The 20,006-nt window shown below is 35.5% G+C and carries 15 protein-coding genes; 12 read left to right on the top strand and 3 right to left on the bottom strand.

Translation table 11 applies throughout. The features are described from left to right. The first annotated feature begins 2 nt into the window (after positions 1 to 2). The 5 genes from VL047_RS10525 (at position 3) to VL047_RS10505 (ending at position 9,906) form a co-directional block, all read left to right on the top strand. Complete coding sequence (locus tag VL047_RS10525; protein ID WP_325360366.1) at positions 3 to 3,617, top strand: BamA/TamA family outer membrane protein; 3,615 nt, start codon at positions 3 to 5, stop codon at positions 3,615 to 3,617. A gap of 50 nt (positions 3,618 to 3,667) precedes the next feature. Then, a complete protein-coding gene (locus VL047_RS10520; RefSeq protein WP_325360364.1) occupies positions 3,668 to 6,004 on the top strand; it encodes a GAF domain-containing protein in 2,337 nt (778 codons plus the stop codon). A gap of 293 nt (positions 6,005 to 6,297) precedes the next feature. Further along, positions 6,298 to 6,702 (top strand): hypothetical protein, encoded by a 405-nt coding sequence (locus tag VL047_RS10515; RefSeq protein WP_325360363.1) that lies wholly within the window; start codon positions 6,298 to 6,300, stop codon positions 6,700 to 6,702. Between the two features lie 127 nt (positions 6,703 to 6,829). Beyond that, complete coding sequence (locus tag VL047_RS10510; protein ID WP_325360361.1) at positions 6,830 to 7,684, top strand: hypothetical protein; 855 nt, start codon at positions 6,830 to 6,832, stop codon at positions 7,682 to 7,684. 98 nt (positions 7,685 to 7,782) lie between these two features. Continuing rightward, positions 7,783 to 9,906 (top strand): galactose-1-epimerase, encoded by a 2,124-nt coding sequence (locus VL047_RS10505; protein WP_325360360.1) that lies wholly within the window; start codon positions 7,783 to 7,785, stop codon positions 9,904 to 9,906. 172 nt (positions 9,907 to 10,078) lie between these two features. On the opposite strand, the gene cobA is transcribed toward VL047_RS10505, so the two are convergent. Then, complete coding sequence (cobA, locus tag VL047_RS10500; protein WP_325360358.1) at positions 10,079 to 10,867, bottom strand: uroporphyrinogen-III C-methyltransferase; 789 nt, start codon at positions 10,865 to 10,867, stop codon at positions 10,079 to 10,081. 169 nt (positions 10,868 to 11,036) lie between these two features. On the opposite strand from cobA, the gene nirB reads away from it, so the two are divergent. The 7 genes from nirB (at position 11,037) to VL047_RS10465 (ending at position 18,077) form a co-directional block, all read left to right on the top strand. Next, a complete protein-coding gene (nirB, locus tag VL047_RS10495) occupies positions 11,037 to 13,550 on the top strand; it encodes a nitrite reductase large subunit NirB (protein ID WP_325360357.1) in 2,514 nt (837 codons plus the stop codon). Positions 13,551 to 13,574: 24 nt separating this feature from the next. Continuing rightward, positions 13,575 to 13,931: a nitrite reductase small subunit NirD gene (gene nirD, locus VL047_RS10490; protein WP_325360355.1), complete on the top strand. Its 357-nt coding sequence runs from the start codon at positions 13,575 to 13,577 to the stop codon at positions 13,929 to 13,931. A gap of 5 nt (positions 13,932 to 13,936) precedes the next feature. After that, positions 13,937 to 14,752, top strand: coding sequence for a formate/nitrite transporter family protein (locus VL047_RS10485; protein WP_325360353.1), 816 nt, complete (start codon positions 13,937 to 13,939; stop codon positions 14,750 to 14,752). A gap of 4 nt (positions 14,753 to 14,756) precedes the next feature. After that, positions 14,757 to 15,161, top strand: coding sequence for a hypothetical protein (locus VL047_RS10480; RefSeq protein WP_325360351.1), 405 nt, complete (start codon positions 14,757 to 14,759; stop codon positions 15,159 to 15,161). A 102-nt stretch (positions 15,162 to 15,263) separates the two neighbouring features. Next, entirely contained in the window at positions 15,264 to 15,641 is a 378-nt protein-coding gene (locus tag VL047_RS10475; protein ID WP_325360350.1) for a hypothetical protein, read from the top strand. 205 nt (positions 15,642 to 15,846) lie between these two features. Further along, entirely contained in the window at positions 15,847 to 16,152 is a 306-nt protein-coding gene (locus tag VL047_RS10470; RefSeq protein ID WP_325360348.1) for a DUF485 domain-containing protein, read from the top strand. Then, positions 16,149 to 18,077 (top strand): cation acetate symporter, encoded by a 1,929-nt coding sequence (locus tag VL047_RS10465; protein ID WP_325360347.1) that lies wholly within the window; start codon positions 16,149 to 16,151, stop codon positions 18,075 to 18,077. Before VL047_RS10470 ends, VL047_RS10465 begins: the two co-directional genes overlap by 4 nt. 170 nt (positions 18,078 to 18,247) lie before the next feature. On the opposite strand, the gene VL047_RS10460 is transcribed toward VL047_RS10465, so the two are convergent. Both VL047_RS10460 and VL047_RS10455 read right to left on the bottom strand, forming a co-directional pair. Next, positions 18,248 to 19,342, bottom strand: a complete 1,095-nt coding sequence (locus VL047_RS10460; RefSeq protein WP_325360346.1) for a hypothetical protein — start codon at positions 19,340 to 19,342, stop codon at positions 18,248 to 18,250. After that, a complete protein-coding gene (locus VL047_RS10455; RefSeq protein ID WP_325360344.1) occupies positions 19,320 to 19,967 on the bottom strand; it encodes an ATP-binding cassette domain-containing protein in 648 nt (215 codons plus the stop codon). The genes VL047_RS10460 and VL047_RS10455 overlap by 23 nt, the downstream gene beginning before the upstream one ends. Positions 19,968 to 20,006 lie beyond the last annotated feature (39 nt).

The raw sequence follows: 20,006 nt of genomic DNA, 5'->3' as shown, positions 1-20,006 counted from the left end.
AAATGAGAAAACTACTACTTTTTTTAATATTCTTTTTTGTTGGAGGCCATATAATCTTCGCACAGAATAAAATTGAAAATCGTGTGATCCTCATTGGAGATGCGGGTGAACTTAACTTTAAACAGGAGACTATTATTCCTCGAGCAGCAGACTTGATTATTAAGGATAAGACCACGGTTTTTTATTTGGGTGATAATATATATCCCAGAGGTTTGGGCTTACCAGGAAGCGAAGAAGAGGAAGAAAGTAAAGAAATCTTACGTTCTCAATATGCGCCTATGCGTGCCAATGGAGCACCTGTTTATTTTATTCCGGGCAATCACGACTGGGATAGGATGGGTGAATTAGGGCTGGAAAAAATCGTCGCTCAAAGCAATTTTTTAGCTAGCCAGCAAGATTCCTTGTTGAAAATGATTCCTGCAAATGGCTGTCCAGATCCTATTGAAATTACAATTTCTGACCAGTTGGTTGTGATTGCTTATGACAGTGAATGGTGGCTCTTCCCTTATGAAAAAGAGAACCTTAATGCCGATTGTGATTGTACAACCGAGACGGAAGTACTTGATAGAATGGAAGAATTGTTATATAAGAATAGAGATAAAACTATTCTTTTAGCCTCTCATCATCCTTTTATTTCTTATGGTGTTCACGGCGGACATTATTCACTGAAAGATCACCTGTTCCCATTGACGGTTCTAGATAAGAATCTATACATTCCTCTTCCAGGGTTGGGCTCTCTCTATCCATTGTTAAGAACCACCGTGTTTTTAAATCCGGAAGACATGCCCCATCCGGAATATAAAAGATTGATAAAGGAAGTGACGGATGTTTTTGATGGTTTTCCAAATGTCATCTATGCGGCTGGTCATGAGCACGGCTTACAGTTTATAAAGGATGATGATAAGTTAAATTATCAAATAGTTAGTGGGGCGGGATCAAAAAGTTCTTATGTAAAAAATGATAGTAAGGCTTTGTTTACCAGCAAAATGCAAGGCTTTGTTACCTTTGATATGATGGATGATCGAAGCAGTAAGGTTACTTTTTATGAGTATGAAAATAACGGTATAGAAGAGGCCTTTAGCTATACTATTCCCTATAAAAAGGAAGAATTTATTCAGGCTGATTTGATTGAAGAAGGATTAGACGTAGATAGTATGATTATTCGACCGAATGCAGAATTTGATCAGGTAAGTAATTTTCACCGGAAGCTTTTTGGGGAGAATTACAGAAAGGAATGGGCTGCAGAAACGAAAGTGCCAGTAATTCGGATTTCTGAAATTGAAGGGGGATTAACTCCTTTAAAGCGTGGAGGCGGAATGCAGACTACTTCTCTGCGAATGGAAGATAAGACTGGAAAGCAATGGGTTCTTAGGAGTGTCAATAAAAATTCGGAAGCCTTGCTTCCTGCGGCTTTGCACGACACGTTTGCAGAAGATTTCTTGGATGATGCGGTAAGTGCTCAACATCCATTTTCAGCCTTAATGGTTCCTCCAATTGCGAATGCAGCAGGCGTACCTGCCACAAATCCTGTGATCGGTATCGTTGCACCTGATAAGGCATTAGGCGTTCATAATTTAGCATTTGCCAATAAGTTGGTTCTACTAGAAGAGCGAGAGCCTTTGGGAGATTCTGATAATACCATTAAAATGCTGGAAAAGGTGTATAATGATAATGATGACACTTTTGGTGGAAAAACCTTTCTAAGAGCCCGAATGCTGGATTTGCTAATTGGAGATTGGGATCGGCACGAGGATCAGTTCCGCTGGTTTGATGAATTAGAGGGCAAGGATAAAGACTATCGGGTAGTCCCTCGAGACCGGGATCAGGTGATTCGTTTGATGGATGGTATATTTCCCAGGTTAACAGCTCTTTCTTGGGTAATGCCTACAAACCAAGGCTTTTCTCCAGAAATTAGAAAAGTTAATTACGAACTGTTTAAATCAAGCTTTTTAAATTCACATCCAAAAATGCAGTTCAATTACGATGAATGGATGAGTCTTAGTCGGGAATTTGCAAACCGGGTTACAGACAGTGTTTTGGAAGAGAGTGTGAGAAGATTACCGCAGGCCTCTTATGAAATCAGACACAATGAATTGCTTTCAGACTTGAAGCAAAGAAGGGATGCTATTCCCGAAAATATGGAAGAATATTATCGCTTCATTAATTCAATTGTAGATATTAGGTTAAGCAATAAAAATGAACTGGTAAAGATTGAAGATGCCAATAATGGATTGCGGGTAATCGTCAATAAGATAAATAAGGAAGGGGAGGTAAAGAAGGTGTTGATGGATAAGGTTTATACTCCTGAATTTACGAAAGAGATCCGCATTTATTTAGCCAATGGAGAAGATTCAGTCGTGGTTAATTCCAAACAGACATCCATGAAGATAAGAATTATCGGTGGTAGTGGTCATAAAGATTATGTGATTGAGAATGCAGATAAAAAAATTAAGCTGTATGACTATGGAACCCATTCAACTTTTTCCGGACAAGTAGATAAGTTTCAAAAATACATTTCAACCGATAGTAGCCATACCGCTTTTGTTCCTGTGAATCTATATAATGTTACCATGCCATTGATAACTGCCGGCTATAATGCAGATGATGGTATCATGTTAGGTGGAGGATTTAAGTACACACATCAGCGAGGCTTTAGAAAGACCCCATTTACGCATACACAACAGCTGTTAGCTTCTGCATCACTTTCTACCGGATCCTTTAAATTTGATTATAAAGGAAGATGGAGAGAGGCTTTTGGAAAGGCAGACTTTATGATTGATGCAAGTGCCTATGTTCCGAACAATACTCAGAATTACTTTGGTTTAGGAAATAGTTCTGTTTTTGATAAAGAGAATCATGATGCCAGTTATTATCGGGCACGTTTTAACCTGTATGGAATTTCTCCCGCTTTAGGTTGGATTAAAAAAGAATCATCGATAAGTATAGGGACTAAATTTCAGTATTATAGCTTTAACCCAGCCGATAACACTGGCCGGTTTATTAATAACAGCGCTTTAATCAATTCTTATGATAGTGTAACTGTTGACAAGGATAAGGTGTTTGTTGGCTTGACTGTAGGTTATAAGCGAGATAACAGAAATAATGTAATATTACCAACGGGAGGAGGTTATTTCAACTTAGATCTCCAAGCATATAAGGGACTGAACGAATATTCAAAATCATTTGCGCAGTTAACTGCGGAATTTGCCTTTTATAAGAGTTATGCAAATAATAGACTCATATTAGCCAACCGTACTGGAGCAGGTGCTACGATCGGAAAAACGACATTTTATCAAGCTTTGTATTTGGGAGGTCAAGGTAATTTAAAGGGGTTTAGAAATTACCGATTTGCCGGTGAGCATCTTTTATATAATAATTTTGAAGCTCGTATTAAATTAGCTGAAATAGGGAGCTATATCATACCGGGTCAATTGGGGTTAATTGGTTTCTATGATGTTGGAAAAGTATGGGCCAAAGGTTATAATAGTAGCACGATTCATCAGGGAGTTGGTGGTGGTGCTTATTTTTCACCCGCTCAGATGTTGGTATTTCAGGTAGTCGCAGGCCATTCAAAAGAAGGCTGGCTACCCTATTTTTCATTGGGTTTCAGGTTTTAAAAGACTTGAAATGTCCTTTCAAATTTGAAAGGAAGAATTTAATTAACAATATGCAAACAAGGGTTCTAACTATTGAAGAACATTGTGCTAATCCACTGAACCTAAAAGTTCAGCTTTCTTTTCATCCTTTTCTAAATTACTTAAAGAGAAGAATAGAGAAAGAAGCTGTGTTAAAGGCAGATTATCTAAGGGATATAGTTAATAGAATTGAAAAAGCAATTGAACTGAATGGACCTTTGTCTACAGATAATTTTTTGCAATTTGAATGCGAGTTAGCCTTAATTTATAATTTTTTAGTCCCGCCAATTTCCACTGAAGAACAAACATTATGGGGATTGGGTTTTCCAGTTGAACACAACTTTTTTTACGGAACCAATAGCTTTTATAAACTATTAGAAGGCGGCTTATGTACATTCGATTTGGTGGCTCAACCACAGATAATGGACTACGACATGTTAAGGGTGCCTTATTCGGTTATCTTTAAAAATCTTTATGGTTTTCGTTCACTGCGAAAAGAAAAGTATATACGATCATTTACGGATCCAAAAACCGGATTATCGAAGTATTATCAAATTACAACTGACGACCGTTTCGTCGATGTTCATGTACAGGGGGAGCTCCCTGACTTAGATTTAAGCCAAATTAGCCAAATTGCTAATAAAGTAAACTGGGAAAGTCTTCAATCCACCTTACCCTTAGCTAACTTTAGTTTTGAAGGATTTTCAATAGTTACAATTAAGGATATCACTGTTTCTCATGTCCTAGAGAATATCAAGGATATGATTATGGGAACTCAACTGGATTTTTATGACGACCGGATTCTCGATTCTTTAAAAACGATGGTGGGTGATAAAGATATTGAGTTTGAACTTCTTCCATTTTTGAAATTGAATGGAAAGCTTGTGCTTAATTCTTCAAAAACAGATCATAAAAGTCCCATATTGGAGTTGATTAAGATGCACAAGGTAAAAGAGGAAGAACTTGAGGGCTTGATCAAGAGGTTGCTGGCGACTCGATCAAGAATTTTAGTCAATGCAGGAGTGCTTTCCAATAGCCAGGATTTGAAACCAATTGAGGATGAGTTAAAAGTATTAAATATTGCCTCATATGCATTAATTCCCATACTACATCATGCTAAACTAGTAGGGGTTTTTGAGATTTATACTAAAAAAGAGAATAGTTTAAATGAGAATGTATTAGTTAAATTAGAAGAGGTAAGCCCTTTGTTGGCTCAAATATTAGGAAATGCGTCTGTTAAGTTTCAATTGAGTATAGATGAAGTAATCAAAGAGAAATTTACTTCTTTGCAATCTGCAGTGCAATGGAAATTCAATGAAAAGGCTTGGGAATATCTGCAAAATATACAAGATGGTCGACCTTTACCCACCGTTGGAAATATAATGTTCGAGAATGTTTTCCCTTTGTATGGAGCAGTGGATATTAAGAACTCCACAATTGAAAGAAATAAAGCCTTTAGTACTGATATAGAGATTCAGCTGCAAGAATTAAAAAAGACTCTTCATCAATTGAATGCATTGCTAGGCATAGGCCTCTTAGAAGAGATGATATTTACCTGCAATACTTTCCTTGAACAATTGAAGGTTGAGCTGATGGATAGTTTTCAAATGCGTGTTATCGATTTTCTTGACCGGGAGGTAGCTGATTATCTTCTTCATTTTAAAGAAACGGATGTTAGGGCTACTGAGATAATCAGAAAGTATGAGAAAGTTATTGATCCTGAAACGGGTCTTGCTTATGAGCATAGAAGGAATTTAGAAAATTCAATCCAATTGGTAAATACAGCTATAAATGGTTATTTAGAGCTGTTTAATGTAGAGATTCAAAACTCATATCCTTGTTATTTTGAGAAATTCAGGACTGATGGGGTAGAATATGATATTTATATCGGTCAATCGATAGCTCCTGAGAAACCATTTAATCATCTCTACCTCAAAAATATTCGTTTATGGCAGTTAACTTCTATGGCTGCTATGGCAGGCATAACCGTTAATCTAGCACCTCAAATGAAAATCAAGTTGGAAACTACCCAATTGATTTTTGTGAACGTAAATTCTATTGATATCAGTTTTAGAACCGATGAAAGAAGATTTGATGTAGAAGGGACATACAATATTCGCTATGAAATTATTAAGAAAAGAATTGATAAGATTACCATAAAAGATACAATAGAACGCTTGACCCAACCGGGGAAAATAGCACTCGTATATATGAATTCAAAGGATATTGAGGAATACAAAAGTTATATTCTGTTCCTTCAAAAGAAAGGAGTTCTGCTTGACGATTTAGAAGAGCTGGAACTCGAAGAATTGAATGATGTACGGGGGCTAAAAGGTTTGCGAGTGGGTGTAAACTATAATCAAACCTAATACCTTTTCTGAACCTCACTAGGCCTGATCCAACTCTTGTAATACTTCCTAGTTTAATTAATTGATTATACATGCGGTATATCTACGCTTTTTCAAGCTAAAAGCGTAGATATACCGCATGTATCGTTCTCTAATTTTGCTTTAATGTAATACAAGTCCTTTCCAATGTAGGATTGTGATATTTATCAGGTTTATATATGCTAAGATAGAGATTTCGCGGATGACTAGGTTTTTATCTTTATAGTATAATTAAAACAAAAGAAAAAAATCTTTCACCCTTAAATCTTAATCCTATGAAAGCAAATAAATTAATAACTGCGATTTTTGTGTGTATTCTATTTTGTATGCCAACTATGTTGTTGAAAGCACAAACGAGCGAAACGAAAGCTACTTTAGTAGAAGGAATTGTAGTAGCGGGTTACGCCGACAATGGTGGTTATGTAAACTTTGTTGGACCGGCCATCAAGTTTACCAATAAGCCATTGGTTGTATTTGTAGGTTTATTGCCAAGTTTGAAGTTTAAAGAAGATAAATCTGCAAGTGGAACCAAAAATGCGTTAGTTATGCCTTCATTGGGTTTTGGTTTAACAGCGGCTTATAAACATTTAGCTATTCAGGTGCCTCTTTTTTATAATAGCAAAACGGCAAGTAATGATGGTAAGTGGAATGTTGGTTTCGGTGTGGGATATAAATTCTGATAATGAAATAGTAAATCTATCTGTAAGTTCGTTTGGTGACAATACTTTTGGAATAATTTTTGCGTTTATTCATTGTAATATTCACAAAAGATCCTATGTTATTAAATGCTCTTACAGATAATTATTTATGAAAAAAGTCTTACTTTCTATTACCATTTCCTCATTCCTTTTATTGTATATCCAATCTGCAAACGCTCAAGTTTTCAAGAAACTAAAGGACAAGGTTTCTTCTAAAGTTGAAAATACCCTAAACAATGCTGTAGATAAAGCATTGGATGGAAAAGGTAACTCTGAAGATGCCATAGCTTCTTCAACTGATAAAAAAGAGTCTTCATCAGACATATTTGCCGCTTCAGCCAAAGATTTTAATTTTAAACCCGGATCTATAGTGGTTTTTTCGGATGATTTTTCGAAAGACTCTATTGGTAGAATGGCTCAGTTCTGGAAAACTAGTGGAAGTGGATCTGTCGCCAACTTGCCTGACCACAGTGGAAATTGGTTGTTGTTAAAGGAGTTTACCACCTATAAATTTAAAAGTAATACTGCCCTCCCTGAAAATTTTACTCTGGAGTTTGATATTGCTACTCAAAGTAATAATGATGCTAAGGATTTAAATTCAATAAGCTTCGGTTTTGCTCATGATAATGCTATTAATGATTATATCGGTGATGCATATAATAATAATGCCATAACTTCTACTACAGTGCATTATTGGAACAAGGAAATTATTAATTCCAGCAGTGATACTAAAATACACAATACGACCGATTTCCCATTGGCAGAATATGCAATCGGTAAAATGCATGTTGCCATTGAGGTTAAAGACAAACACATGGTTGTTTATCTGGATAAAGTAAAGGTTTTAGACACTGAAATGTTTAGTCGTGATCAAGAGAAAAAATACTTTTATATTAGTACGGGAACCGAGTTAAATAATGGGGCCAAAATTGGAATCAGTAATGTTAAGGTAGCTAACCTTTAAACAGCTAGTTCTATTTCTTTATAATAGTATACTTGTATTTGATTTAGAGTTGATTATCTTTATTGTTAGGCAAATGCTGCTCATTAACCAAAATAATAATGAAAAAGATAATTTTACTATTCACACTCCTGATTTTTGCCATTTCTTCATTAAAAGCTCAAACGGGTGAACGTTGGTCAGTTGAAAAAGCCAACGATTGGTATGCAAAACATACATGGATAAACGGAGCCGATTTTATACCTAGCAATGCTATCAATCAGCTAGAAATGTGGCAAGAAGATACCTTCAGCCCCGATTTAATTGATAAAGAATTAGGCTGGGCTGAAGATATTGGTTTTAATACCATGCGGGTTTACTTACACAGCTTAGCTTGGAAACAAGACCCTGAAGGATTTAAAGGCAGGGTAGATAGATACTTAACAATTGCCAATAATCACGGTATTAAAACCATCCTTGTGTTTTTTGATGATTGTTGGAATAAACAAGGTAAAATTGGTAAGCAGCCAGAACCAAAACCAGGAATTCATAATTCAGGTTGGTTGCAAGATCCGGGAGACCCGAATTCAAAAGAAGAAAAAAACTTCCCGGAGTTAGAGCGATACGTTAAAGATATTTTAACCAGATTTAAAAATGACGATCGTGTTTTACTTTGGGATTTATATAATGAGCCGGGTAATTCAGGAAAAGGTAATAGTTCATTGCCTTTGTTGAAAAGTGTTTTTTCTTGGGCACGAGACATTAACCCTTCACAACCAATAAGTGTAGGTCTTTGGTCTTGGGGTCTACATGAGCTGAATGCTTTTCAGGCTTTAAACTCTGACGTAATCACTTATCATGATTACGAAGCCCCTGAATGGCATCTAAGGGTAATTGAAATGCTAAAATCTCACGGTCGCCCGATGATTTGCACCGAGTATATGGCACGTACTAGAAATAGTCGATTTTCTAATATTATGCCGATGCTTAAAAAGGAAAATATAGGAGCCATTAACTGGGGTTTTGTTGCCGGTAAATCTAATACAATTTACCAATGGGATACACCTCTTCCAGATGGTTCACAGCCGAAAGAATGGTTTCACGATATTTTTCATCAGGATGGTACACCATATCGTAAAGAAGAGGTTGAGCTTATAAAAGAGTTAAACGGTATTGAACATTCAGGAAATGGCGGTATGGTTGATAATGCAAAGTTTGATACGGCCATTAACGGTAAGCAGGTTAAGGTTTATACTTTAACTAATAAGAATAATATGAAAGCGGTTTTTACTAATTTAGGTGGCCGAATTGTTAGCTTAATGGTGCCTGATAATAAAGGTAAATTAACAGATGTTGTAATTGGTTTGCCGAGTGCAGAGGCTTACCAAAATTCAACAGAGCCTTATTTTGGTGCAACCATTGGTCGATATGGTAACCGTATCGCAAAAGGTAAATTTACCATAGACGGTAAAGTGTATCAGTCTTCTTTAAACAATGGTGCAAATACTTTGCATGGTGGTAAAGATGGTTTCCAATCTAAGGTTTGGGATGCTGTACAACCAAATGATCATACGCTTGTTTTAAAGTACCTTTCTAAAGATGGTGAAGAAGGTTTCCCTGGCAATTTGAATGTTAAAGTTACATATTCTTTAACAGATGAAAATGAGCTTAAGATGGATTATGAAGCCACAACTGATAAAAAAACGGTTGTGAATTTAACCAATCATGCTTTCTTTAATCTTAACGGTGAAGGTGCTGGGACAATTTTAAACCATACGCTGCAGATTTTTGCAGATGAATATACACCTGTAAACTTTGACTTAATTCCGACAGGAATTGAGAATGTAGGCGGAACTCCATTGGATTTCTTAAAACCAACCAAAATTGGTGAAAGAATAAATCAACAAAATCAACAGCTTAAGAATTCGAACGGTTATGATCATAATTTCATTTTAAACGGAACGAAAGGTATGGGAATGCTGCATGCAGCAAGCGTTAGTGGCGATAAATCCGGAATTGTTATGGATGTTTATACACAAGAGCCGGGTTTGCAGTTTTATAGTGGTAATTTTATGCAAAGTAAAAATATTCTTAAAGGTGGTTCTAAAGATGATTTTAGAACGGCATTTTGTTTAGAAACACAACATTTCCCAGACTCTCCGAATCAACTCCAATTCCCCTCAACACAATTAAAACCAGGCGATACCTACCAAACAAGCTCTATCTATAAATTTAGTGTAAGATGATTCAACCCTGTGAATCACCATCTGGGCAATTAAATTTGTGAAATTGCTGGTTGATATCTTTCATATGTTTCGGGGCTTAACGTCATTTCAAAGCCGATGTTATTCAATACCGAACATTCAACGTTTTGGTTTTTAAGTAACATCGGTTTTGACTTATTATGAACAGAGCTAATTAAATTTCTGTTCCATTTGCTGCATAACTTATAAGTTCTGATGTTCTATCATCGATAGCTAAACCTACGACACCTCCAATGATAATAATTGCTGGATTGTGCAGTCCTTCTTTAGTAGCAACCGTTTTAAGATCCTCTACTTTGCAGAATATTTTGCGTTGCTTTGGTAGAGACCCGTTCTCAATGATGCATGCTTGAACCAATCCCTTACCAGCTTGTGAATATATTTCAGATATTTCTGCCAATTTACTCATCCCCATATAAATTACGATTGTTGATTTGCTTTGAGCTGCTAGGTATAAATCTGCTGATAATGACCCATCCTGACGCGAGCCTGTAATAATCCAGAAGCCTTCGCTAATCCCGCGATGTGTTAATGGAATATTATTTAAACCGCTAGTTTGCATGCTGCTAATTCCGGGGATATAGCTTGCTTCTATGCCGTTTTCTTTTGCAAAAGTTAATTCTTCGAAGCCTCTTCCGAAAATATAGGGGTCTCCGCCCTTCAATCTTACTACATTTCCTCGTGAATAAGCATAAAATTTAATCAAAGCATTAATTTCTTGTTGTTTTGTTGACTTTTCATATGGTTTTTTTCCAACATATACCTTTAAGCAATCTTTATTTGTAATGTTTAGTATCTCTTTGCTTACTAAATTGTCGTATAGAATCGTTTTTGCCTCCTCTATTACACTAAAAGCTTTCATCGTTAGTAAATCTATGCTCCCTGGGCCACATCCTACTATATATAATCTAGTATTTTTGTTATTTAGTGTATTTATTTTCATAATATTCTTATTATTTATACTGTTTTATCAAAATTAAATAAAAATATTGCAAGTATTTTAATTTTTTTAATATGTTTTTTGTAATTATATATAAAAATAAAATATATATTTGATACATAAAGGTGATATTATTTGTATTTCATGTAAAAATTATTGAAAAATTAGTGATATGGAAAGAAAAAAGATAATTATAATCGGTAATGGTATGGTTTCCTATAAATTTTGTGAGAAATTTGCTACTAAATCTCAAAATTTTGACATACAAGTCTTCGGGGAAGAATCTAGAAGAGCTTATGATCGTGTTCATTTGACTGAATTCTTTAATGGTCAATCAGCAGAAGACTTATCGCTGTGTAAAGAGAATTGGTATTCGGATAATGGAATTGAGTTGTATTTGGGTGATCCTATTATCAAAATCGACCGAGATCGAAAAATGGTTTATTCTGCTAAGGGAAAGCAGTTATCATACGACTATCTAATAATGGCAACTGGTTCTGCGCCTTTTGTTCCCTCAATAGTTGGAATTGATAAGGAAGGTGTATTTGTTTATAGAACAATTGATGATCTTGAAAAGATTAAAGCATATGCTTTAAATGCTAGAAAAGGGACTGTGATTGGCGGCGGTCTTTTAGGACTTGAAGCAGCAAAAGCTTTAATTGATCTTGATTTAGAGGAGACCCATGTAGTTGAGTTTGCTCCGCGCTTGATGCCAAGACAGATAGATGAACAAGCTAGCGGTATTCTGCAAAATAAATTAAGTGATTTAGGCTTACAGGTACTTCTAAATAAGGAAACTATCAAGATTGAAGGAGAAGATAGTATTCATTCACTGCAATTTAGAGATGGTAGTGAGCTTAGGACAGAAATGCTTGTAATTTCAGCCGGAATAAGACCCAGAGATGAACTCGCTAGGGATTGCGGATTGGAAATTGGTGCTCGAGGAGGAGTTGTAGTTAATAAATATATGCAAACTTCGGATCCAGATGTTTTTGCAATTGGCGAGTGTGCTTTATTTGATGATAGTATTTATGGTTTGGTAGCTCCCGGTTATGAAATGGCAGAAGTAGCAATTAATAAATTGATTGGTACTCCTAAATCATTCAAAAGTTTTGATATGAGTACCAAGCTTAAACTTATTGGTGTCGATGTTGCCAGTTTTGGCGATCCCTTTATTGCAGAACCGGATGCCAGAACAATTGTATTTGAAAATAAATTGAAGGGCATATATAAACGCATGAATATCAGTAATGATGGTAAACACCTTATGGGAGGAGTTTTAATTGGAGATGCATCAGCGTATAATTTACTTCTGCAAACAGTAACTAATAAAATTTTACTTCCACCTAATCCTGAAGATTTAATTATTGAAGCTACTGAAAAGAAATCATCAGCTGCCGGAATTATTGGTTTACCGGATGATGCTTTAATATGTAGTTGTGAAGGTGTAACCAAAGGAGCGATTTGTTCGGCAGTAACTGATCAGAAGTGTGAATCAATTGATGCAATTAAGAAATTTACAAAAGCTGGTACAGGTTGCGGTGGTTGCATTCCAATGGTGAAAGACCTGATGGTTCATACCATGAAGCAAAATGGGAAATATATTAGAAATGTGGTATGTGAACACTTCGATTTGAGCAGACAGGAACTATACGATTTAATTAGAATCCATGAGTTAGATAACTACAATGATGTTCTTGATAATCTGGGGAAAGGGGATGGATGTGAGATATGTAAGCCTTTAGTGTCTTCGCTTCTTGCCAGTATTTGGAATGAGATGATTTTGAAGAAAGGAAATGATACGTCTCAGGATAGCAACGACAGATACCTTGCCAATATTCAAAAAGGAGGATCTTATTCAGTTGTTCCCAGAATTCCTGGAGGGGAAATTACTCCGGAGAAGTTAATTGTAATCGGGAATGTAGCTCACAAATATGGTTTGTATACAAAGATTACCGGGGGGCAGCGTATTGATATGTTCGGGGCGCATGTGAACGATCTGCCTTTTATATGGGAAGAGTTAATTGCCGCTGGTTTTGAAAGCGGACATGCGTATGGGAAAGGATTACGTACCGTTAAAAGTTGTGTAGGGAGCACGTGGTGTCGTTTTGGTTTGCATGATAGTGTAAGTTTTGCAATTCAAATAGAAGAAAGATATAAAGGGTTACGAGCTCCTCATAAATATAAATCAGCAGTTAGTGGTTGCATACGTGAATGTGCTGAAGCGCAAAGTAAGGATTTTGGGATTATAGCAACAGAAAGAGGTTGGAACTTATATGTATGTGGCAATGGAGGTAGTAAACCGCAGCATGCACAATTGTTAGCCAGTGACATTGACAGCGAAACTTGCATACGTTATATCGATCGTTTTTTAATGTTCTATATCAAAACTGCTGATCCTTTAACTCGTACTGCAACTTGGTTAAATAAGATGGATGGTGGGATTGAGTATCTGCGAAATGTGATTTTAAATGACAGTTTGAATATGGCTAAACAATGGGAGTATGAGATGGATCAGTTTGTATTATCCTATGCATGTGAATGGAAAGCTGCAGTTGAAGATCCCGAAGTGCGTAAAAAGTTTAATCACTTTGTGAACGCTCCTGAAGAGAGAGATCCTAGTGTGAAATTTGAAGAAATGCGTGGTCAGAAGAAAGCTGCAAATTGGTCTGCAGTAGCTATTTAGAATAAATAAATAAAAATAAATTCAATGGAAACAACAGTAGTAGAAACAACTTGGTTCGCAGCATGCAGAGTAGAGGATGCTGTAGAGAATGGCGGAGTTTGTGTTAAATATAAAGATCAACAGATTGCTTTATTTTATTTCACAAGAAGAAATGAATGGTATGCAACACAGAATGAATGTCCTCATAGAAAGCAAATGGCCTTAAGCCGAGGAATGCTGGGTTCAACCGATGAAGATTTAAAAGTTGCCTGCCCTTTTCATAAAAAGACCTTTTCGATACGTACAGGTGAATGTCTTTCCGGAGGTGAATGTTCACTGGAAACTTTTCCTGTAAAAATAGAAAACGGATTAGTCTATATTCAAGTACCCTTAAATAAATAATTAACATGGATTATGTAAGCCCAAAAGAGGTTGCATCTACAATGATGAATGCAGCCTTAACAAAATCATCGTTATCGATGAAAGATTTACTTATCAGAGGAAGTTTATCAGGAGCCTTACTGGCTATTTCAGTTTGTCTGGCTTTCTTTGCGACAACACAAACCAATTTTAGCTTAGCAGGAGCTATTATTTTCCCTGTCGGCTTCGTTATTATTGTTATCCTTGGCTTGGAGCTTGTTACAGGTAGCTTTGCTTTGGTTCCTCTTGCTTATTTGGAAAGGAAAATAAGTCTAATGACTATGATAAAGTGCCTGGGTTGGGTCTTTATCGGTAACTTAATCGGTAGTGTTCTCTTTGCATTATTGTATTGGGCCATTGTTTCTGAGACTGGCACTGTAGATGCATTAGGCGCTGTTGAAAAAATGATTGTAGCGGTTAGTGAGAAAAAAACCATCGGCTATGGACACAATGGTTTCGCCGGCTTGTTTACTGCTTTTATAAAAGCAATTCTTTGTAATTGGATGGTATGCATGGGAGTTGTAATGGCTATGACATCTAAATCTACGGTGGGAAAGATCATTGCGGCCGGTATTCCTATTTTTATGTTCTTTGCACTCGGTTATGAACACGCCGTAGTAAATATGTTTGTTATTCCGGCCGGTATGATGTTCGGTGCTCATGTAACAATCGGAGACTGGTGGTTTTACAATCAGATTATTGTAACCTTAGGCAACATTGTCGGAGGATTGTTATTCACGGGAGTCGCTATTTACTATACTTTTAAAGCAAAGGATGAACCTCTTTCATCACTAACAAAATAATCTTATGAAATTAAATAAATTAAAAGCGATCATTGTTGGTTGTATCCTATCTCTTATGCCAACTATCTTTTTAAAAGCACAAACAAGCGAAACTAAAGCTACTTTAGTAGAGGGGATTTTTGTAGCTGGTTATGCAGATAATGGGGGCTATTTAAACCTGGTTGGACCTGCTATTAAGTTCAGCAATAAACCTTGGACAATGTTAGTGGGTTTATTGCCAAGTTTGAAGTTTAAAGAAGATAAAACAGAAAGTGGAACAAAAAATTCATTAATTACGCCTACATTGGGTTTTGGTTTAACAACTGTTTATAAACACTTTGCTATTCAAATACCGCTTTTTTATAATGGTAAAACTCAAACTAATGATGGTAAGTGGAATGTTGGAGTTGGTATAGGATATAAGTTTTAAATTCCTTTCGTCATAATCTACTAAACTTGTTTTCAAGATTTGGCATAATCATTGTTTTTTTGAGGTTATAATAAAATTAGTTAAACTGTAAAATAAAAGATTATGAAAAAGAAAGTTGGAGTGTGGAGTGCATTAATTGTTGCCGTAATGATGGTTATGGTTTCTTGTAGCAAGGATAAGAGTCCTGCAGAGTCAGACTTTTTTGTGGGAACTTATAAAGGTTCGATCTCTTACACTGATGGTGAAGATCTAACTTCTGACACAGATGGAAGAGTAACCGTGGTCAAAGTGGGCAATTCTTACACATTCGATTTTGGAAGTGGAATCCCCAATATAAAAGGTGTTAAATTTGAAAAAGGAGATGATAACACCTATGTAAGTGTAGGTGAAGGGTTGACCGGGATTTCTGTTACCGCTCATTCCTTAAATGTCTTAGTTTCAAATGAAAATGGAACGTGGACAGCAGACTGCTCTCGTTAAAAACTTAATAAAGTATACAATTAAAGCCACTGATTTATCAGTGGCTTTTTTATTTTAAAGAGTGAACTGGTTGAAAACATTTTTTTTATTATTTTAGTAAACGAGTGGATAATTGAAATATTAGCATTAATTTCAATTTTAACTTCGCTTCTATAAACCTAAAGTGAAATTTCTTAAAGTAATCAATTAAACCAATTCATTTAAAATGCATACGTTTCAAAAATTACCACCTGAACCTGAAGAAGATCTGGCATCGAAAAAAAAAGCTAAGCTAGGCATAAGGTTCTTTTTTATTTATCTATTTTTTTATGCCGGTTTCGTTGCAATTGGTGTTCTAAATTATGAATTATTAGCCTATGAAGTTATTGGAGGTATAAATCTGGCTATTTTTTATGGTGTGGGACTTATTTTGTTTGCTGTACTTTTAGGTATTCTTTATAATTTTTTATGCTCTCGTTATGAGGATGATATGAATGGTAAAGAAGGAGATAGAAAGGAGGGGCCGCTATGATATATGATGTTTCTTATACCGCACTCGTTTTCTTTGTTTTCTTCGTTGGTTTAGTATTGGGTCTTTCCTTTTATTTTGCAAGAAAAACAACTTCTGCATCTTCTTATTATGCCGCTGGCGGTAAAATTCATTGGACTATAAATGGAATTGCATTCGCGGGTGATTATCTTTCTGCTGCTTCCTTTTTAGGAATTTGTGGCATGATAGCAGTTTCTGGATTTGATGGGTTTTTATATGCTATAGGATTTTTGGCCGGATGGGTAGTAGCACTTTTTCTAATTGCTGAACCATTTAAGAAGCTTGGTAAATTTACCTTTACCGATGCCCTGAATTCGAAATTTAATTCTAGAGCTATTAGCTTGGCTGCGTCTTTCAGTACATTGATTATTTCTATTTTTTATTTGATTCCGCAAATGGTTGGTGCAGGTGACCTGGTAACACCTTTATTGGGATTACCACATTGGGTTGGTGTATTATTAGTTGGAGTTATTGTGATTGTTATCGTTGCTAGTGCAGGCATGACATCAACTACTTATGTTCAGTTTTTAAAAGGAGGCTTACTGATTATATTATCCACTATTCTTACCGTTTATATTTTAAAGAATGGGTTCTCTCTTAATCCTGATCATAAAAATCAGGACTATCATCAATTTATGGAGTTATCTCCAGAAATGAATGATAGGGAAGTAGTTAGCGTAGCCGATTGGGATGTAATTTCTCAGGTAGAAGTGAAGGGAAAGGATTTCGTTAAGCTGGAAAAGGATGGAATTGCCAGGTGGTTCAATTTGGTAGAAAGCAATCAGAGCTATATGCTTAAAGAAGCTTTGTCTATTACAGAAGATAAAAGGGGAGTTCAACTTTATAATGGAGAGCCAAAAGAGAATGCTAATTTCTTTCAAGTAGGTCATTTGAGTAAAATCATTGTTGATGGAAAGGAAGTAGAGAAAACTGGTCCTGTTGGTCCCTTAGAGTATTTGTCTATCATAGAAAAAAGTGAATTGGTTCGTTTTGCTAAATCTGAATTTTCAGATAATGGTGAAGAAGTCTCTCTTTACTATCAGAATATAACTTCCGGGAAAGACTTTATGCTCCCGGGTTTGAAATATAAAATCGGAAAAGGATCCAGTATCTGGAGTAAGCTTGATTTTATCTCTTTAATGCTCGCATTATTTTTAGGTACAGCAGCATTGCCACATATTTTAATTCGGTATTATACAGTTAAATCGTCTCGAGATGCCAGAAAGTCCACTATTCTTGCTGTAGCCGGAATAGGTGCTTTCTACGTTCTCACTTTGTATATGGGTTTGGGAGCAGCGGTAAATGGAGTAATGGATGTAGAATCAAGCAATATGGCAGCACCGCTTCTTGCACATGCCTTTGGAGTAGTTCTGTTTTCTTTGATTTCAGCAGTTGCTTTCGCAACTATTTTAGGTACGGTTGCCGGCTTAATTGTTGCTTCTTCTGGTGCAATAGCTCATGATTTTATGGATGTATACTTGAAAATGGATCTTAAGGATGATAGAAAGGTGAAAGTTGGAAAGATTTCAGCTTTAGTTGTAGGTGTGTTTGCAATTGCTTTAGGGATGGCTTTCAAAGGAATGAACGTGTCGTTTTTGGTAGGGTGGGCATTTGCTATTGCTGCCTCAGCAAATCTTCCAGCAATACTATTCCTTCTTTTCTGGGAAAAAACTTCTGCAAAAGGGATTGCATCTTCTATTGTTGTGGGTATCGTTTCATCATTAGCAATCATTCTTACTTCTCCTACAATGTGGGATCGTTATGGTTTAGATCCTGCAAATGCAATTCATAAATTAGAAAACCCAGCTTTAATTTCTTTTCCTTTAGCAGTTATAACGATTTATATTGTATCAATTATGTACCCGAAGAAATCAGTTAAAACTGAATTGAGCGTTGATACTAAATAGTAGGAAATTGATTTAATTTAAGAAGAAACCTCACATTAGTGGGGTTTCTTTTGTTTAATGTATTTGTTCTTATTCTTGTTAATCAATCTCTTTTGTAGGCTTCTGATAAGTCCTTTTTCTTGGATGTTATACCGACAAAATTTTATGGGGATAGAATCTGGGTCTTAGTGTTATTTTACCTCTCTTAAATCAATTTTGTTAAACCAGAAAATGTAAAAGAGTAATGAGTAACTGATCATTAAAACGGTGAGTTGAATATAGTAGTTGCCTAATATTATATACAAAACTATGAAAAAGAAAAATAGTAAGAACTTTAAATAACTTGATGTATTTAATTTCATCATAAATAGTATAGTTATAAAGAAAAGTAAGGCTGAAAGTCCGAATGAATAACCACTAGCGATTATGTATAGGTTATAGTTGGCAGCTATTGTAAAAAATACCCATTCTGGAATTAAAATGATCGTGAAAATCAAAAGCCAATTCCATATTTTATTACTGGTTTTAATGGGTAAACTTCTACAGAAGCTTAATTGCTCAGTTTCAAATTTCAATAAGTTGACTACTAGAATCGAGTGACATATTACAGATGCCAATAGCGCGGTAAGTAATACTTTGATATCGTTCCCTACATCCGCAAACATCCATAAAACGCCTTTAAATAGAATAGCAGAGATGATTTTGCACACAAATAGCATTAATAGCTGCTCAGTGAAAAGATAAAATATTGGCCAGCTAAAAAATGGTTTTTTAATTTTAAGGCTAATATTCAACCATCTGCTCTCTTGTTTGAGAAAGCCAAAAGTGATAGAATGAAATCTAAGCCAAGCTAATCCAAGAAATAAAGTGAGGAAAACAACGATAATACTGATTACACTATTATAATACTTGAATTTTAATCCGATTATAATAAGTAGAATAACATAGATGAAAATTGGTAAAAGAATGACCGAATAGAGTTTTAACCAGAGCTTTAATTGAGTATTTCTTTTTAGAGAACCTGTTTCTTTTATGAAATTGTATTGGTGCAATTTCAACCTTTGAGAGATAAAGAAATGAGCCTTCCCTCCATATAAAAACCAAGAGATAAACACAAGTACCATTCCAAGAGGGGAAGAGAGGCTTATTAATAATAAGGATTGCTGATATACAATTGGTTGAGATGAATCAACCATGCCAAACAGAATATAAAACCCTATAAGAAATAATCCTGCATGCTGCTTGTAGAATTCCTTTGATAAACTATTGATTAGTAACTTCAGCATGTGTAGCAACAATTTGTTTATCAATGATTTGAAATACAGTATTCAAAGGTAATTTTACCTGGTTTATTTCCTGATGCGAGGATATTAAAAAGCTATTTCCTTTAGAAGCTTTTGTTTTAATTAAATAGTAAAGCTTTTCTGATGATGTAGCATCGATTGTGATTAAAGGTTCATCTAAAATGTAAAGATCAGCTTTACCTAAAAAAGCACAGATTAATGATAGCTTTTTCAGCATTCCACTCGAATAACCACCTATTTTATTATCCAAGAAAGCTGTCATTTCGAAGTAATCAGTAAGATATTCTACTTCTTTTTTTTCAGATTTACGCGTTTCTTGGTAAAATTCAATGAGCTCTTTTCCTTTTATGAATAAAGGATATTGTGGCTCAGCCTCAGCAAAGCTGATTTTTGAACGGAATAGTATGGGTTGTTTTTTTAAGTTGATTTCATTTAATTCTACTTCACCTCTAAAGGGTGATTGGCCAGATATAATGCGGAATAAGGTGGACTTTCCAGTTCCATTACCTCCTTTCAACCAGTGAACCCCTTGTCCAATTTTCCATTCGTCGAAATTTAAAACTTCATGGCTACCGTATTTTTTATTGATATTGGTTAAGCTTAGCAAAATATTAAGGTTTATTTTGGTTGTATTTTTCTAAAATAA

Source organism: Albibacterium sp. (assembly GCF_035514885.1).
In the GTDB taxonomy this organism is placed as follows: Bacteria; Bacteroidota; Bacteroidia; order Sphingobacteriales; family Sphingobacteriaceae; genus Albibacterium.
Note: the sequence above shows the minus strand (reverse complement) of the source record. Positions and strands in the feature narration are given on the sequence as shown.